Raw genomic sequence first — 15,766 nt, 5'->3', positions numbered from 1 at the left:
GCGGTCAACCGTGTGACGGTCGCAGCAGCACGGTCGATCATCGTGTCGCGGAGCTCGTCGGCTGTGGACGTGACCGATCAGGGCGACTACGCCCTGGCCATCCGCTGCGCCCTCCTCTCGGGTGACCGGCCGCTGACCCTCTCCGTCGACGGCCAGGAGATCAGGACGGACTCCTTGCGCCTGCCGAGAACCTCATCCGTCCTGCTCAGGCTGCATGTCGGCACTCGTGAAGGGTGCCGCTGAGCAGATCTCGTCAGCGGATCTCCAGGGTTTGATCCGAAGTCTTGAGCGCAGACCCCCTTCCGGCGCCGCCCGCCGCCCCGAGAGTCCGCGGTCCCGCGCGAACTGCGGACTCTCGGGGCGGCGCGCTCCGGCAGGGAGCGCACGGCCGGTCAGCCGGTTGCCCGCGATTCCAGCATCCTCCTGGCCTCGGCGACCACCGCTGGGTCGGTGACGAAGTACGTGTCCTGCTCGGCGGAGGCGCTGGAGGCGCCGAGGGGGATCCACGCACCCCCGCGCCGGGGTTCGGCGCGGCGCTTTGCGGAGAGGTGGACGGCGGCGACACCGGCGGCGGTCAGGGCCGGGATGTCGGCGGGGCGCACCCCGCCGCCCGCCATCACCTGTACGCCGGGCGCGGCCTCGACCATGGCGGCGAGCGCGGCGAGTCCCTCTCCGGCGGTCGGGGCGCCGCCGGAGGTGAGCACCCGGGTGAGCCCCAGGGCGGGCAACAGCGCGGCGGTGGCGACCGGGTCCGCGGACAGGTCGATCGCGCGGTGCAGGGTCACCTCGACGGGGCGGCCCGCGTCATGAGCCGCCGCGGCGAGGCGCGTGACGGCGTCGGTGTCCAGGCCGCCGTCGGCGGTGAGCGCGCCGACGACCACGCCGGCGGCGCCGGAGGCGATCACGGACCGCACCTCGGCGACCATCAGGGCGATCTCCTCGGCGTCGTGGACGAAGTCGCCCGGTCGGCAGCGGACCAGGACCTGCACCGGCAGGCCTACGGCGGCGACCGCCTCGACGAGGGAGGCCGACGGGGTCAGACCGCCCAGTTCCAGGCCGGTGCAGAGTTCGACGCGATCGGCTCCGTGGTCGAGGGCGACACGGGCACCGGCCGGTGAGGTGACGGCGATCTCCAGTGTGGGCCGGCGGTCCGGTCCGGCTGGGCCGGGCCGCCCGAGTCCGGGAACCTCGTCGGCCGCCACCAGTGCCGGGGCCCGGCCCGCGCCGCCGGCCCGGGGCGGGCCGAGGGGCCGGGTGGTGTGGTCGGTCATTCGTCGTCCCCGGTGAGCGGCTGGTTGGAGGCCGGGATGATACGGGCTGTCAGGTCCGGGTCGGCCATGTCGCGGTCGAAGGGGAACATCGGGCGGCGGATGCGGCGGTGGCCGAGGCGTACCAGGTCCTGGTCGACACCGCCGGGAGTGAGGGCCATCTTCCAGCCGACCGACATGTCGAACAGCTCGGGCTCCAGGTAGCCGATCTTGACGATCACGATGTCGGCGGAGCGCGGGTCGAGGTCGAGGTCGATGAAGTCGTGCTCGTGGTGGTACGGCTTGCGCAGTCCGGTGAGGATCGCGTACACGCTGCCGACCCGGATGACGACCTCGGTCCCGGCGTCCCGGTCGCCGTGCCGGATCGCGTGGACCACGCCGGTGAGGGTGACGGGGCCGGCGTGCCGGTCGTCGACCTCGGCGCCGGCGCTGACGGTGACGGTGGCGCCGACCCCGGCGGCGACGGCGGTCTCGATCGCGGCGGGGCCGGGTACCGAGGCGTAGATGACGGTCGGCCCGTCCTCCTTCCGGAACTCGGGGCGCTCCAGCAGCCGGGTCAGGCCCCAGGTGACGTCACCGGCGCCGCCCGCGGTGGGGTTGTCGCCGGTGTCGCTGATGAAGTACGGCCGCTGGTCGGAGGCGAGGGCCTCGTCGAGGAGTTCGTCGTAGGTGCCGGTCGGGGCGACGAAGTCGAAGTCGTGGCGGGCGTTCCAGAAGCCACGGGCGAGTCGTTCGGCCCCGGCCGAAACCGCCGCCGTGTCGCCGCCGGTGACGACCACGACGGCGCGGTTGCGGGGTTCGTCGGCCCAGGCGTAGCCGACCCAGATGGCGGCGTCCGTCACGCCGTCTGCGGCCTCGACCTCGTCGACCGCCGCGTACACGCTCTTCGCGGGTTCGATCCGGGTGGAGGTCTGCTCGCCGGCCAGCAGCACCGGGACCGGGACCCACGCCTTGACCGGGCGGGGGACGCCGGACGCCAGCAGGTCGACCAGGTTGCGGACGGCACGCTCCTTGGTCTCCATGTGGTCCTCGTGCGGGGCCATCCGGTAGCAGGTGATCAGGTCGCTGCGGTGGGTGAGTTCGCGGGAGACGTTGCCGTGCAGGTCCATCGAGGTGGAGATGATCACGTCGGGGCCGACGGTGGCGCGGATCCGCTCCAGCAGCACGGCCTCGGCGTCGTCGATCCCCTCCACGGTCATGGCGCCGTGGATGTCGTACCAGAGGCCGTCCAACCGGGGCAGCGCGGCGAGGCGCTCGATGAGCTCGTCGGTGAGCGCGGTCCAGGCGGCGGCGGTGACGGTGCCGCCTGGCAGCGACTTGCCGACCAGAGCGCCGTGCCATTCGGCGGCCTCACGCAGTTCCTCGCCAGGGGCGAGGAAGGGGTACCGGTCGAAGATCTCGGCGCCGCGCGAGGGGTGGAAGGCGGGGGCTTCGGTGCGGGCCGGGGAGAAGGTGGAGGACTCGATGCCGAGCCCGGCGACGGCGATGACTGGGCGGGCGGCGGGGGTGCGGGTGTGCGACATAGCTCCTCGGGCGGGGTGTGGTGCGTGAGGCTCGTTCCGCGGCCCGCCACGAGGGGGCGTGCCGCGGACTTCGATATCTGGGCGGGTGCGGGGACTTCGGGAGTGGCCCCTGGACAGGCCCCTGGGTTCAGGGCTCGGGGGGCGCAGACCGGGGGATCGCCCGGGAGCCGGGGTACGGGCCGCGGCGCCCGGGCGGGTACGTCGCCGTGTGCGCGGAGTAATTTCCGCGGCTGTCAGGCTTTTTGCAGCGGCGTCAGATCCCTCCGCGGCCCGCGGCGGTGTGCTGCCGGTCGGCGCCGGGGGTGGCGCGGCCGATGTCGCCGAGGGCGCGGGTCAGGGCGCGCTGCAGGGCGAAGAGTCCGGCGCCGACCAGGCCGGCGTCGGCGCCGAGACTGGCCCGCTCGATGGTGAGGTGTTGGGTCACCAGCGGGTGGCAGCTCTCGTAGAGCTTGCTGCGCACCGCGGCGACGAACGGTTCGAGGGTGGAGAGGATGCCGCCGAGGTAGACGGCGTCCGGGTTGAAGAAGTTGACGTTGGCGGCGAGCACCTGGCCGAGGTGGTCGCCTGCCCTGCGGACGGCGCGGGTGGCTTCCGGGTCGGCGTCGGTGGCGAGCCGTACCACGTCCTCGGGGCTGGCGACGTCGAGACCGCGTTCGCGCAGGATGCGGACGAGCGCGGCGCCGGAAGCCACCGTCTCCAGGCAGCCGGTGTTGCCGCAGGAGCAGGGGATGTCGGCGCCGCCGTCGATGCGGATGTGGGTGATGTCGCCGGCGGCTCCGGTGGCGCCCCGGTAGAGGCGACCGTCGGCGATGACACCGGCACCGATTGCCGAGCCGATCTTCACCATGATCGACTGCCGGTGGTCGGCGGGCCTGACGCTCTGCTCGCCGACCGTCATGCAGTTGGCGTCGTTGTCGACGGCGGCCGGGACCCCGAAGCGCTCCTCCAGCCAAGCGGCGACCGGGAAGCGGTTCCAGCCGGGCATCCGGGACGGCAGGACGACGGCACCGGAGGCGACGTCCACCGGCCCGGGCAGTGAGAGCCCGACGCCCCGGAGCCGGTCGCGTCCGCGCTGCTCGGCGAGGGACTCAAGGTGCTCGACGAGCCTCGGCAAGGCGGCCTCGGGACCGTCGGCGACCTCGAACGGGACGTTGGCGACGTCACGGACGCCGCCGCCCGGGAGCACCACACCGATCCGGGCATGGCGGCCGCCGACGTCGGCGGCGACGGCGTACTCGTCGTTGCTGCCCGCCCTCAGGACCCTGCGGGGGCGGCCGCCGGTGGAGGACTGGGTGCCCTCCTCGGCGATGAGCCCGCGCTCGACCAACTGAGCCACGGTGAGGGAGATGGTGGAGGCGGCCGTGCCGAGGAGTTCCGCGAGTTCGGCGCGGGACGACGCCTGGCCCGAGGCGACGAGTTCGAGGACCCGCGTGGCGAGGGTGGTCGTGCTCTTCGGGGACACGCCCTTGGTGGTCTTGCGGTCCCGTGCACTTATTTCTGTCATGTACGAAGTAACTTCCGCAACGGTGGGTGTGACGGAGACAGTACGCCCGTCCAGGTGGGCGGGGAACAGCTCCATGAAGAAAGTGGAGAGCGTCGATGCAAGTTAAATCGCCTCAAATTGGCGCATAGATACCGCCTGAGGCGCCTGGAGTGGAGGGGAGGGACTTTTGTCGATATTGCAGAAACTTACTTGTTATTAATTCTTGTTTGTTTGTTCGGTGCGTCCGTCGTTGACTGTCGGCCGTACACAGCGCCGACCCCGCGGCGTCGACCCGGTCTCCCGGGACGGGTCCTTTCACTCTGAGGAGAGCCATGTTCCTTGCTCACACGGCGGCCGGCCGCCGCTGGGCCCTCGTCGCGGGTGCCGCCGTCACCACCGGCGCGCTGCTCACCGGCTGTTCCGGCGGCGGTACCTCGTCGTCCTCCGGCTCGGCATCGTCGGACACCATCAACTACGCCCTCCCGGCGAACTTCACGCCGAACTGGATCCTCCCGGTCGGCACGGCCTCGCACCTGAACACCAACAACTCCTCCATATCCCAGGCCGTCTGGGAGCCGCTGATCGCGTACGACGGCTCCACCGGCAAGGTCGGCTGGAACAAGGACAACTCGCTGGCCACCGACGCGAAGTTCGCCGCCGACAGCAAGAGCGTGACGATCGCCCTCGGCGATCGTCACTGGAGCGACGGCAAGCAGATCACCTCACGCGACGTGGAGTTCTGGTTCAACCTGGTCAAGGCCAACAAGGCGGACTGGGCAAGCTATAGCCCGGGCAAGGCACCGGACAACTGGACCTCCTTCAAGACGGTCGACGACACGCACTTCACGATCACCTTCGACAAGGCGTACAACCAGGAGTGGATGCTCGCCAACGAGCTGAGCATGATCCGCACGATGCCGCAGCACGTCTGGGACAAGACCAGCGACTCCGGCGCCGTCTCCGACCTGGACCGCACCGCCGCCGGCGCCAAGAAGGTCTGGACGTACCTCAACAACGCCGCCAAGAAGATCTCCGGCTACGCGACCGACCCGCTGTGGAAGACGGTCAGCGGCCCGTACACCATCAAGTCGTTCTCCACCGCGGGCAAGGTCGAGCTGACCGCCAACGCGAAGTACGACGGCGGCGGCAAGGCCAACATCAAGAACGTCAATCTGCTGCCGTTCACCACGACCGACGCCGAGGAGAACGCCCTCCGCGCCGGCACCGTCGACTACGGCTACATCAACGCCACCGACCTGAGCCAGGAGTCGTCCTTCAACGCCAAGGGCTACTCGGTGAAGCCGTGGACCGGCTGGGCGATCACCTACATGCCGTACAACTTCAACAACCCCGCCATGGGCCCGGTGTTCAAGCAGCTGTACGCCCGCCAGGCGATCCAGATGTCGGTGGACCAGGCCACCCTCTCCAAGGTGGTCTTCAACGGCACCGCCGTCTCCACCTACGGCCCGATCCCGCAGGGCCAGGACTCCTCCTTCGTCTCCCCGGAGCAGAAGAGCAACCCGTACCCGTTCGACACGGCCAAGGCGAAGAAGCTGCTCACCGACCACGGTTGGACCGAGCAGGGCGGCACCATGGTGTGCAACAGCCCCGGCACCGGCGACAACCAGTGCGGCGAGGGCGTCGACAAGGGCACCAAGTTCGAGATGCAGGTGCTGTCCCAGTCCGGCTCGACCGTGACCGACAACATGATGAGCGCGCTGCAGTCGTCGTTCGCGAAGACCGGCATCAAGTTCGGCATCAAGACCGCCCCGGTCAACTCCGTCCTGTCGCAGTCCGGCCAGTGCACCGCCGACGAGCCGGGCTGCAAGTGGCAGCTGTCCTTCTTCGGCACCGCGGGCAGCTGGTACTTCCCCGCCTACCCGAGCGGTGACTCGCTCTTCGCCACCGGCGGCGGCTCCAACTTCGGCAACTACTCCAACGCCGAGGTCGACAAGCTGATCACCGAAACCACCACGTCCTCCTCGAGCGAAGCGGTGCAGAAGTACAGTGCCGCGCTCGCCAAGGACCTCCCGGTGATCTGGCTGCCGGAGCCCGACTACCAGATCTCCGTGGTCAAGAACGGCCTCAGCGGCTTCGCCCAGGACTCCCTCGCCAACTTCCACCCCGCCATGTGGAAGTGGACCAAGTAAGCCCGGTCGGTGCCCGCGCGGGCCTGCGGAGTCGTCCGGCCACCCGGCCGGCCGTCCCGGGGCCCGCGCGCACCCCTCGCGCGCCCGCGCCACACCGGCACCCGCCACGCCGACACCCACGTCGCCGTGACGTCCCTGTCCGGGTGACGCCCGCGCGCACCACAGAAACGAAGCGACCGGAAAACACATGACCACTTCCTCGTACCTGATACGACGCGTCCTCCAGGCCGTCGCGGTGATCGTCATCGTGACGATCGTCGTCTTCGGCCTGCTGCACGCCCTGCCCGGAGGCCCCGCGCGCGGGATCCTCGGGCCGCAGGCCACCGCACAGCAGATCGCCCACTTCAACCACGAACAGGGCCTCGACAAGCCCCTGCCCGTGCAGTACTTCTACTACCTCGGCCAACTGCTGCACGGGGACCTCGGGACCTCGTACACCCTCAACGAGCCGGTCTCCCAGCTCATCACCGAGCGGCTGCCGAAGACCTTGGTCCTCACCGTGCTGTCGGCTCTCGTCGGCCTCGCCCTCGCCATCCCGATGGGCATGTGGCAGGCCGTGCGCCGCAACAAGCCGGTGGACTACGTCATCACCACGCTGAGCTTCATCGCCTACTCCACGCCCGTGTACTTCCTCGGGCTGATCCTGGTGCTGGTCTTCAGCCAGGGGCTGGGGTGGTTCCCGTCGCAGGCTCCGCAGGGCGAGACGCTGGGCCAGGTGTTCTCCGAACCACAGGCCCTGGTACTGCCGGTGGTCGCGGGCGCGGCCTCCATGGTCGCGGTGTTCAGCCGCTACATGCGGGCGGCCACCCTGGAGAACCTCTCCGAGGACTATGTCCGCACGGCCAGGGCGGGCGGCTCCCGCGCCCGCGCCATCCTGTGGCGGCACGTGTTCCGCAACTCGCTGACGCCCGTGGTCGCCATGCTCGGCTACTACGTGCCGGTGCTCTTCGGCGGTGCCCTGGTCGTCGAGCAGCTCTTCAACTACCCCGGCATGGGGCTGCTGTTCTGGACCGCGGCGCAATCCTCCGACTACCCGGTCCTGCTGGGCTGCGTCCTGGTGATCGCCGTCGCCACCGTCGTCGGCACCCTGCTCGCCGACATCGTCCAGCGGATCATCGACCCCCGAGTGAAGGCAGGCCGGGCATGAGCGCCGTCATCCAGCCGGACATGGCCCCGACGAAGGCCGCCGAGCCGCGCGAGGCCTCCGGCGCACGACTCGCCGTCCGCCGCTTCCTGCGCAACAAGCTGGCCGTCGTCGGACTCGCCGTCGTGGTCCTCTTCTTCCTGTTCTGCTTCGCCGGTCCGCTGGTGTACTCCACCGACCAGACCCACACCATGCTCCAGCAGGTCAACCTCGCCCCCAGCGGCGCGCACTGGCTCGGCACCGACGCCGTCGGCCACGACGAGCTGGGCCGGCTGATGTACGGCGGCAAGGTCTCCCTGATCGTCGGCCTCGCCGCGGGCGTCCTCGCCACCGTCATCGGCACTCTGTGGGGCGCCGCCGCCGGTTACGCGGGCGGCTGGATCGACGCCGTGATGATGCGGATCGTCGACGCCGGCATCGCGATCCCCGCGCTGTTCATCCTGCTGGTGGTCTCCGCCATCACCACGCCGGGGCTGACCGGTCTCGTCGTCATCCTGGGCCTGGTGTCCTGGCTGGTGCCGTCCCGGCTGGTCCGCGCCGAGACGCTGACCCTGAAGAACCGGGACTACGTCCTGACCCTGCGCGCCATCGGCGGCACGCACGCCCGGGCGATCCTGCGTCACATCCTGCCGAACTCGGTCTCCACCATCATCGTCGCCGCGACCTTCCAGGTCGCCGACGCCATCCTGCTGGTCGCCTACGTCTCCTATCTGGGCATGGGAGTCCGGCCGCCGCAGACCGACTGGGGCGGCATGCTCTCCGCCGGTCTCACCGCCGCCTACTCCGGCTACTGGTGGCTCATCCTGCCGCCCGGCCTGGCCATCATCCTGGTGGTGTGGGCGTTCAACGCGATCGGGGACGGACTCCGCGACGCATTCGATGTGAGGGGACGCGGATGACCGCCACCACCAAGGGCTCCGCCGCCCGCACCGCCCCATCCGGCCCGATCCTTGAACTCGACGACCTCGGCGTCGTCTTCACCACCGAGACCGGCGACGTACCCGCGGTCAAGAACGTGTCCCTCCAGGTCCGGCCGGGCGAGACACTGGCCCTGGTCGGCGAGTCCGGCTCCGGCAAGTCGACCATCGCGCTCGCCGCGATGGGCCTGCTCGCCGGGAACGCCCGAGCCACGGGCAGCGCCGTCATCGCCGGCACCCAGATCGTCGGCGCCTCGGAGAAGGGCCTCGCGGGGCTGCGCGGCAAGACCGTCTCCATGGTGTTCCAGGAGCCGGCCACCGCGCTCGACCCGCTCACCCGGATCGGCAAGCAGATCACCGAGGTGATCCGCAACCACCGCGAGGTGTCCGCCAAGGACGCTGCCGCCGAGGCCGTCGAACTGCTGCGCCGGGTCGGCATCCCCGAACCGGAGAAGCGCGCCCACGCCTACCCGTTCCAGCTCTCCGGCGGACAGCGCCAGCGGGTCGTGATCGCCATGGCCATCGCCAACGAGCCGGGCCTGCTCATCGCCGACGAGCCGACCACCGCCCTCGACGTGACCGTGCAGGCCGAGATCCTCGACCTGCTGCGCCGGCTCGCCGTCGAGACCGGCACCGGCGTGCTGCTCGTCACCCACAACATGGGCGTCGTCGCCGACTTCGCGGACCGGGTCGCCGTCATGTACCACGGCGCGATCGTGGAGACCGGACCGGTCGAGGACGTCCTGCTGCGCCCCACCCACGACTACACCCGGCGCCTGCTGGCCGCCGTGCCCCGGCTGTCCGTCGCCGAGGCCGCAGACAGCACCGGCCGGCTTGCCACGTCCGTGCCGGCCCAGACGAACCGTTCCGCGGCCGAGTCGTCGGCCTCGCCTGCCGGGTCTGGCGGCCCCGAGGGCGAAGCGGTGGTCGAACTGCGGGACATCAACGTGGTGTTCGGCCGCGGCAAGGCCGCCGTACGCGCCCTCGACGGAGTGTCGTTCCGGGTCGGGCCGGGGGAGACCCTGGGCCTGGTCGGCGAGTCCGGCTCCGGCAAGTCCACCGCCGCCCGGGTCGCGCTCGGCCTGATCCCGCCCACCTCCGGCACCGTCTCCCTGTTCGGCGCCGACCTCGGCCACGCCCGTGCCCGGGCCCGCCGCGCCCTGCGGGCCGGTATCGGTGTCGTCCTCCAGGACCCGGTGGCCTCCCTCGACGCCCGGATGACCGTCGGCGAGTGCATCGCCGAACCCCTCCGGGTGCACCGTCGCGACCTGTCCGCCAAGGACCGGCAGGCCAAGGTCGCCGCCGTCCTCGACCGGGTCCGGCTGCCCCGCGAACTCGCCCGGCGCGCGCCCCGCGAACTCTCCGGCGGACAACGCCAGCGGGTCAGCCTGGCCCGAGCCCTGATCCTGGAACCCCGACTGCTGGTCGCCGACGAACCCACCAGCGCGCTCGACGTGAGCGTGCAGGAAGCGGTCCTGGAGGTCATCACCGAACTCCAGGGCGAACTCGGCTTCGCCTGCCTGTTCGTCTCCCATGACCTCGCCGTCGTGCAGCACTTCGCGCAGCGCGTCGTCGTGATGCGCGCCGGACGCATCGAGGAGCAGGGCTCCACCGGGACGACCCTGCTGCGTCCGGAGACCGACTACACACGCCGTCTGCTGGCCGCCGTGCCGGTGCCCGACCCGGTGGTGCAGCGGGGCCGCAGGGCCGAACGCCTGGCCACCCTCGCGGCCGGCCGTACGGAGGCCCAGGCGTGACCGGACCTCTTCTCCTTCCCTACACCCCGCAGGACACAGCCATTCCCACCACCCTCCGGCCGCTGTTCGCCGGCATCGACATCGGCGGCACCACCACCCAGGTGGTGGTCTGCTCGGACGACCTGACCGTCCTCGACCGCGCGGAGGCCGCCACTCCGGCGCTCGAGGGCGGCCGGGCCATGGTCGGCGCCGCGCTCGACGCGCTCGCCCCGCTGCTGGCCCGCACCCCGGGCCGCCTGGTGGGCGCCGGAATCGGCGCCGCCGGAGTGGTGGACTCCGCGAACGGCCGCATCCTGGTCGCAAGCGACTCCTTCCGCGGCTGGGCCGGCTTCGCCGTCACCGCCGCCGTCGAGGAGGCCCTCGGCGTCCCGGCCTTCCTGGACAACGACGTCAACGCCTTCCTCTACGGGGAGGTCTACGGCGGAGCGGTGCGCGGCGAGGCCGACGTCCTCGGCATGACCCTGGGGACCGGCGTCGGCGGCGCTCTGTGGACCAACGGCGCCCTGTACGCGGGTCCGCACGGCGCGGCCGGCGAGATCGGGCACATCCCCGGCTTCGGTGACCTGCGCTGCTCCTGCGGCGGCCGGGGCCACCTGGAGACGTTGGCCTCCGGCCGCTCCATCGGGGCTCGTTACGCCGACCGCACCGGCCACCGCCTCACCGCCCGCGAAGTCGCCGAGGCCGCCGCCCACGGCGACGAGGACGCTCTCGCGGTGTACCGCGCCGCGGGAGCGGGCATCGCCCGCGCGATCGTCATCACGGCGGGCGTCGTCGACATCACCACGGTGGTCGTCGGCGGCGGCGTCAGCCGCGCCTGGCCCCTGCTGGAGCCCATCATCCTGTCCGCCCTCGCCGTCGACCCCCCGGTCAGCGGCCACCCCGTCCGCCTGGTCCAGGCCGCCCTGGCCTCGGACGCAGTCCCGGTCGGTGCCGCCGCCCGCGCCCGACGCGAACTGGGCACGGAGGTGAGAGCGACGACGTAGGGACAGGACCACCGGCCCCCGAAGTCCGCGGGCCCGACCCGCGGACCACACCGGCATGGCGGCCCGGTACGCGTGGAGGCACGCGTGGGCGGAATCGGCGACCAAGGCGTGAAGGAGGTGCAGAAGGGCGGCAGCGACGGAGTCAGCCACTTCGGGTGGCTCGTCGGGGAGCGACACGCTGATCTTCTGACGGGCGTCCGGACTTGAGTATCCTTCGGATGCGGGCTGGAGCATGCACTGTTGGCGCCGGGACCAGATAACCTCTCGATGCTGACACATCCCTCATAGGGATGTTGCACGGCCGCTTTGCCATCCTGCGCCGGCCGAGGACTGGGCGAAGTGGAACCGTCGCGAACGTGGGGCGGGCCGTTGGTGGCGATGGCGGCCGTCTCGATCTGAACCCGGCGTACAGCCCGACTCGTCTGCCCTCGCCTGCGGCTTTAGACCGGAAAGGGCCTCCGACCTGCTTGTGACCTGGGGCAGACCATAGTTCCGTTGGTCTGAGCAGGCGGCACTGCGACCGTCCTGTGAGGCGGATGTCGTGTCCGCCGCAGCGTACGTGGAGGGCCGGGCACTACGGTTCCGTACGCCCGCCGAGGCCGCCGTGCCCAGGCCGATCAGCAGGTGGGACTTGCCGGTGCCGGAGTCGCCGATCAGACACAGCGGGTAGCCCTTGGTGATCCGGTCGCAGGTCGCGAGGTTATGGATGACGGCCGGATCCACGTTGGGATCGGTTGCTGCCGCCGGCATGGACGTGACGCGGGGAACAGGACGGCCCGTCAAGAGAGCGAGCGCTCCAGTGCGGTCCAGCGCGCCGTCATAACCATGAGGTCTCGGGCCAGGCGTGGAACAGGTCGTGGACATCGAGCCGCATGGTGTTCCCATCGTCGTTGCGGTCGCTCTCCCCGGCGTGCAGCAGGGCAGGCAGGGCCTCTTCGCCACAGGCACCGGCCGGCCAAGGCGGTGTCAGTGGGGGTTGGGTGAGGGGGGTTGGGTGTGGAGGTGGTGAGTGAGGGTGTCGCCGAGGGCGGGGGTGGGGGCGCCGGTGTGGGGGATGCCGAGTTGGGCGGCGAGGGTGGTGAGGTGGAGGCGAGTGGTGGCTTCGAGGAGCTGGGCGTAAGTGTCGGCGGTGGCGCGGGTGCGTCGCCAGGCGGTGAGGGCGATGGCTGCGGAGAGAGGGAAGGCGGGCCACCACCACAGGGTGAGGGGGAGGTAGAGCAGGGCCCAGGCGGTGAGGGTGGTGGCCCTGGTGAGGGCGGTGCGGGCGGTGGTCAGGTCGCCGCGGGCCGGTTCGGGCAGGACGGTCCACAGGTAGGGCCAGACCGTGGGCAGGTTGAGGTGCAGGTCGCGGTCCATTCGCACGGTGACGGCGTTCAGGCGATCGCCACTCCAGGTCGGCCGGTTGGGCTTCTCCGGCCCGATGCGCAACCACGTTCGGTAGGCGGTGTACCGCTCGTCACGGGCCGCGGTGATCTCAGCCTCGGTCGGGGGAGGTTGAGCGGTGTCGGTGGCGCGGGCTTCGGCGGCGATGAGAAGTCGTTGGTAGGTCGTGTGAGAGTCGGTCCATGCCTGTCTACGTCGGTTGGTCTGTTGTTCGGCGATCGCGCGCAGGGGATGTGGCCAGGTCGGCCAGTCGGTGGCGAGGGCGAGGCGTTCGCTTACGGAGGCGAGTGCCTGGGCTGCCAGGCCGACGGCGGCCGCGCCGGCGAGGGCGGCGGCGAGCAGGACGATCTGTCCGCCGACGGTGGTTGCGGTGGGGTTCTTCGTCCGGGCGGTGATGGCGCTGGTGAGCCGGTGTAGGTCCAGGGCATGCGTCCAGCCCAGGGTGTGAGCGGTGACAGCGGCGGCGAGGTAAAAAGCGCCGGGCAGGACGAGCAGGGTGAGCCATCGTTCGGCGAGTTTGCCGGTCAGCCCGGACCAGAAGCCACTCATTTCGTCGGCTCGGGTAGGGTCACAGGATCGTCCGTTTCAGTTCCCGTCCGGCGATGGTGCAGGTCACCGGGAACACAGTGGACTGGTCGGGGTGCCGTCCCGCGCACCTGCCGATCGGACATAGGAAGCGGATCTCCAAGGGAGCGTCGCCGGGGATGCCAGGGAGGTGAAGGCCATCGCGGTCGGCCGCCAGGCGTTGGAGGTCATCCCCGCCGACCACCCCTACGCCGCCGTGTGTCTCAACAGCTTGGGAATCGCGCTGCGGAACCGGTTCGGGAGGTCCGGGTCGGTGGCGGATCTCGACGAGGCCATCGTGACTGGTCGCCAGGCTGTCCGGAGTGCCCCCGCCGACCACCCCAACATTGCCATGTACCGCAGTAGCCTGGGCAACGCGCTGCATACCCGGTTCAGGAGGTTCGGGACCCCACAGGACCTGGATGAGGCCATCACGGTCGGCCGACAGGCCGTCCAGGCCACCCCGACCGACCATCCCGATCGCGCCCTGTACCTGGGCGGCCTGGCGATGGCGCTGCATACCCGGTTCGGGAGGTCCGGGTCGGTGGCGGATCTGGATGAGGCCATCGCGGTCGGCCGCCAGGCGGTGGAGGCCGCTCCTGCCGACCACCCCTACGTCGCCATGTACCTCGACGAACTGGGGAACGCTCTGCGGACACGGTTCGAAAGGTCCAGGAGCGCGGCCGATCTTAAGGCGGCTGTGCGGGCGTTGGTGACGGCCGCGGAGGTGGGTTCGGCCGCGCCGTCGCTGCGGGTCCGGGCGGGGCGTGCCGCGGGTGGTCTGCTGGCCGCATCGGATCCGGCACGCGCCGCCAGGTTGTTGGAGCAGGCGGTGCGGTTGCTACCGGAGGTGGCGCCTCGGGGGCTGGAGCGGCCGGATCAGCAGGAGCTGCTGGGCGGGTTGGCGGGGCTTGCCGGAGATGCGGCGGCGTTGGCGCTGGCCGACCCGTCCGTACCCGAGGACAAGCGGGCGGGCCGGGCGCTGGGGCTGTTGGAGTCGGGGCGCGCGCTCTTGCTGGCACAGGTGATGGAGGTCCGGGGTGATCTTACGGACCTGCATGCTCAGCATCCTGATCTGGCGGAGCGGTTCATCAGGCTGCGAGATCTGCTCGACCAGCCGGCATTTGGCCCAATGGGGTCCACCAGCACTGACGCCGGGCCGGCACCTTTTCAGGGTGGGCAGGCACTGGACCGACGGCGGGTGGCGGCTGAGCTGGGCGCGCTGATGGAACAGATACGCCACCTGAAGGGGTTCGCCTCCTTCGCGCTCCCGCCGGCTGTAGAGGACTTGCGAGGGCAAGCAGGGCAAGGACCAGTGGTGACGTTCAATGTCAACGACCACCGCAGCGACGCCCTACTCCTCACCGAAGAGAGCATCACCGCCGTGCCACTGCCCGGCCTGACCCCCACAGCGGTCGCCGCCCGTATCAACGCCTTTTACCAGGCCCTGGCCGACAGCAGCGACCCCAGTCCCGACGCCGACCGGGGAGGTGCACAAAAGCAGCTGCGCGAGATCTTGGCCTGGCTGTGGGACACAGCCGTCGGCCCGGTCCTGGACGCTCTCGGCTTCGTTGCATCCCCCGCCGATGGACGGGAGTGGCCGCACGTGTGGTGGGCGCCTGGCGGTCTGCTCAACCTCCTGCCCCTGCACGCAGCCGGCCACCACACCCCGTCCCACGACGTGGGCCACCAGACCCAGACAGCCCTGGACCGGGTCATCTCCTCATACACCCCCACCATCGGCGCTCTCGGGTATGCCCGCCGGTACACCGCACCGCCCCCCGCACCGCAGCGGACGCTCATCGTCGCGATGCCCTCCACCCCGGGCCTGCACCACCAGGGCCGACTGTCAGGGGTGACCCGCGAGGCCACCTGGCTCCAGGCCCATCTGCCCCACCCCATCCTGCTCACCGAACCCGAACCCGAACCCCCCGCCCCCATCGACACCGGCACTGTTGGGACGGAAGATCAGATCCCCACGAAGACCACGGTCTTCGCCCGCCTCAGCGAGGTCACCATCGCGCACTTCGCCTGCCACGGCTCCAGCCACCCCACCGACCCTTCCCAAAGCATGCTGCTCCTGCACGACTGGCAGGAGGACCCCCTCACCGTCGCCAGCCTCACTCCGGTCAACCTCGACCGCGCCCGCCTGGCTTACCTGTCGGCCTGCTCCACCACCCTCATCCGCACCCAGCAACTGCTCGATGAGTCCATCCATCTGACCGCCGCATTCCAGCTCGCCGGATTTCCCCACGTCATCGGCACCCTCTGGCAGATCAACGACACCTACGCCGCCGACATCGCCAACGCCTTCTACGCTCATCTCATCGACAGCAAGAAGAACATCGACCCCAACCGGGCCGCACAGGCACTGCACACCACCACCCGCGCCCTGCGCGACCGGCTGCCCCTCACTCCGTCCCTGTGGGCCGCCCACCTGCACACTGGCGCCTGACCCGCGCCCCGCCCCAGAATCTGCCTATCCACCGATACCAGCGTGATCGCGAAAATATCGCCACCGACCTGGGCCGGGCCGATGTCGAACGCCGTCGTTTCCTCGCCGTGGCCGCCTTCCGCCGACGGTCAGGCAATCC

The 15,766-nt window shown here is 70.7% G+C and carries 11 protein-coding genes and 1 pseudogene; 7 read left to right on the top strand and 5 right to left on the bottom strand.

Going from position 1 to position 15,766, the window contains the following annotated elements:
- The first annotated feature begins 69 nt into the window (after window positions 1–69).
- Window positions 70–243, top strand: a complete 174-nt coding sequence (locus ACWD5D_RS26825; RefSeq protein ID WP_451375305.1) for a hypothetical protein — start codon at window positions 70–72, stop codon at window positions 241–243.
- 149 nt (window positions 244–392) lie between these two features.
- On the opposite strand, the gene ACWD5D_RS26820 is transcribed toward ACWD5D_RS26825, so the two are convergent.
- From ACWD5D_RS26820 to ACWD5D_RS26810, 3 genes are all read right to left on the bottom strand, one after another.
- Window positions 393–1,271, bottom strand: coding sequence for a copper homeostasis protein CutC (locus ACWD5D_RS26820; RefSeq protein WP_451375304.1), 879 nt, complete (start codon window positions 1,269–1,271; stop codon window positions 393–395).
- The gene (locus tag ACWD5D_RS26815; protein ID WP_451375303.1) at window positions 1,268–2,791 is read right to left on the bottom strand and encodes a M81 family metallopeptidase; all 1,524 of its coding nucleotides are present in this window, start codon (window positions 2,789–2,791) and stop codon (window positions 1,268–1,270) included. The genes ACWD5D_RS26820 and ACWD5D_RS26815 overlap by 4 nt, the downstream gene beginning before the upstream one ends.
- Window positions 2,792–3,044: 253 nt before the next feature.
- Window positions 3,045–4,295, bottom strand: a complete 1,251-nt coding sequence (locus ACWD5D_RS26810) for an ROK family protein (RefSeq protein ID WP_451375302.1) — start codon at window positions 4,293–4,295, stop codon at window positions 3,045–3,047.
- 311 nt (window positions 4,296–4,606) lie between these two features.
- Between ACWD5D_RS26810 and ACWD5D_RS26805 the strand changes: the two genes are divergently transcribed.
- The 5 genes from ACWD5D_RS26805 (at window position 4,607) to ACWD5D_RS26785 (ending at window position 11,225) form a co-directional block, all read left to right on the top strand.
- Window positions 4,607–6,424 (top strand): peptide ABC transporter substrate-binding protein, encoded by a 1,818-nt coding sequence (locus ACWD5D_RS26805; RefSeq protein ID WP_451375301.1) that lies wholly within the window; start codon window positions 4,607–4,609, stop codon window positions 6,422–6,424.
- 187 nt (window positions 6,425–6,611) lie between these two features.
- Entirely contained in the window at window positions 6,612–7,571 is a 960-nt protein-coding gene (locus ACWD5D_RS26800; protein WP_451375300.1) for an ABC transporter permease, read from the top strand.
- A complete protein-coding gene (locus ACWD5D_RS26795) occupies window positions 7,568–8,467 on the top strand; it encodes an ABC transporter permease (protein ID WP_451375299.1) in 900 nt (299 codons plus the stop codon). Before ACWD5D_RS26800 ends, ACWD5D_RS26795 begins: the two co-directional genes overlap by 4 nt.
- A complete protein-coding gene (locus ACWD5D_RS26790; protein ID WP_451375298.1) occupies window positions 8,464–10,242 on the top strand; it encodes a dipeptide ABC transporter ATP-binding protein in 1,779 nt (592 codons plus the stop codon). Before ACWD5D_RS26795 ends, ACWD5D_RS26790 begins: the two co-directional genes overlap by 4 nt.
- 62 nt (window positions 10,243–10,304) lie before the next feature.
- The gene (locus ACWD5D_RS26785; protein ID WP_451375351.1) at window positions 10,305–11,225 is read left to right on the top strand and encodes an ROK family protein; all 921 of its coding nucleotides are present in this window, start codon (window positions 10,305–10,307) and stop codon (window positions 11,223–11,225) included.
- Between the two features lie 582 nt (window positions 11,226–11,807).
- Here ACWD5D_RS26785 and ACWD5D_RS26780 read toward each other — a convergent pair.
- Window positions 11,808–11,957 (bottom strand): annotated as a pseudogene (locus ACWD5D_RS26780) (ATP-binding protein); the annotation flags it as partial.
- A 234-nt stretch (window positions 11,958–12,191) separates the two neighbouring features.
- Complete coding sequence (locus ACWD5D_RS26775; protein ID WP_451375297.1) at window positions 12,192–13,157, bottom strand: hypothetical protein; 966 nt, start codon at window positions 13,155–13,157, stop codon at window positions 12,192–12,194.
- Between the two features lie 166 nt (window positions 13,158–13,323).
- On the opposite strand from ACWD5D_RS26775, the gene ACWD5D_RS26770 reads away from it, so the two are divergent.
- Window positions 13,324–15,627, top strand: coding sequence for a CHAT domain-containing protein (locus ACWD5D_RS26770; RefSeq protein ID WP_451375296.1), 2,304 nt, complete (start codon window positions 13,324–13,326; stop codon window positions 15,625–15,627).
- Window positions 15,628–15,766 lie beyond the last annotated feature (139 nt).

This window comes from Streptomyces sp. NPDC002520 (assembly GCF_053595235.1).
This window is presented reverse-complemented; position numbering and strand designations above follow the sequence as displayed.

What these genes read in the sequence shown, in the direction of transcription:
- ACWD5D_RS26815 (WP_451375303.1), bottom strand. Translation starts at nt 2,791, where the DNA reads ATGTCGCACACCCGCACCCCCGCCGCCCGCCCAGTCATCGCCGTCGCC.
- ACWD5D_RS26795 (WP_451375299.1), top strand. Translation starts at nt 7,568, where the DNA reads ATGAGCGCCGTCATCCAGCCGGACATGGCCCCGACGAAGGCCGCCGAG.
- ACWD5D_RS26805 (WP_451375301.1), top strand. Translation starts at nt 4,607, where the DNA reads ATGTTCCTTGCTCACACGGCGGCCGGCCGCCGCTGGGCCCTCGTCGCG.
- ACWD5D_RS26775 (WP_451375297.1), bottom strand. Translation starts at nt 13,157, where the DNA reads ATGAGTGGCTTCTGGTCCGGGCTGACCGGCAAACTCGCCGAACGATGG.
- ACWD5D_RS26810 (WP_451375302.1), bottom strand. Translation starts at nt 4,295, where the DNA reads ATGACAGAAATAAGTGCACGGGACCGCAAGACCACCAAGGGCGTGTCC.
- ACWD5D_RS26800 (WP_451375300.1), top strand. Translation starts at nt 6,612, where the DNA reads ATGACCACTTCCTCGTACCTGATACGACGCGTCCTCCAGGCCGTCGCG.
- ACWD5D_RS26820 (WP_451375304.1), bottom strand. Translation starts at nt 1,271, where the DNA reads ATGACCGACCACACCACCCGGCCCCTCGGCCCGCCCCGGGCCGGCGGC.
- ACWD5D_RS26790 (WP_451375298.1), top strand. Translation starts at nt 8,464, where the DNA reads ATGACCGCCACCACCAAGGGCTCCGCCGCCCGCACCGCCCCATCCGGC.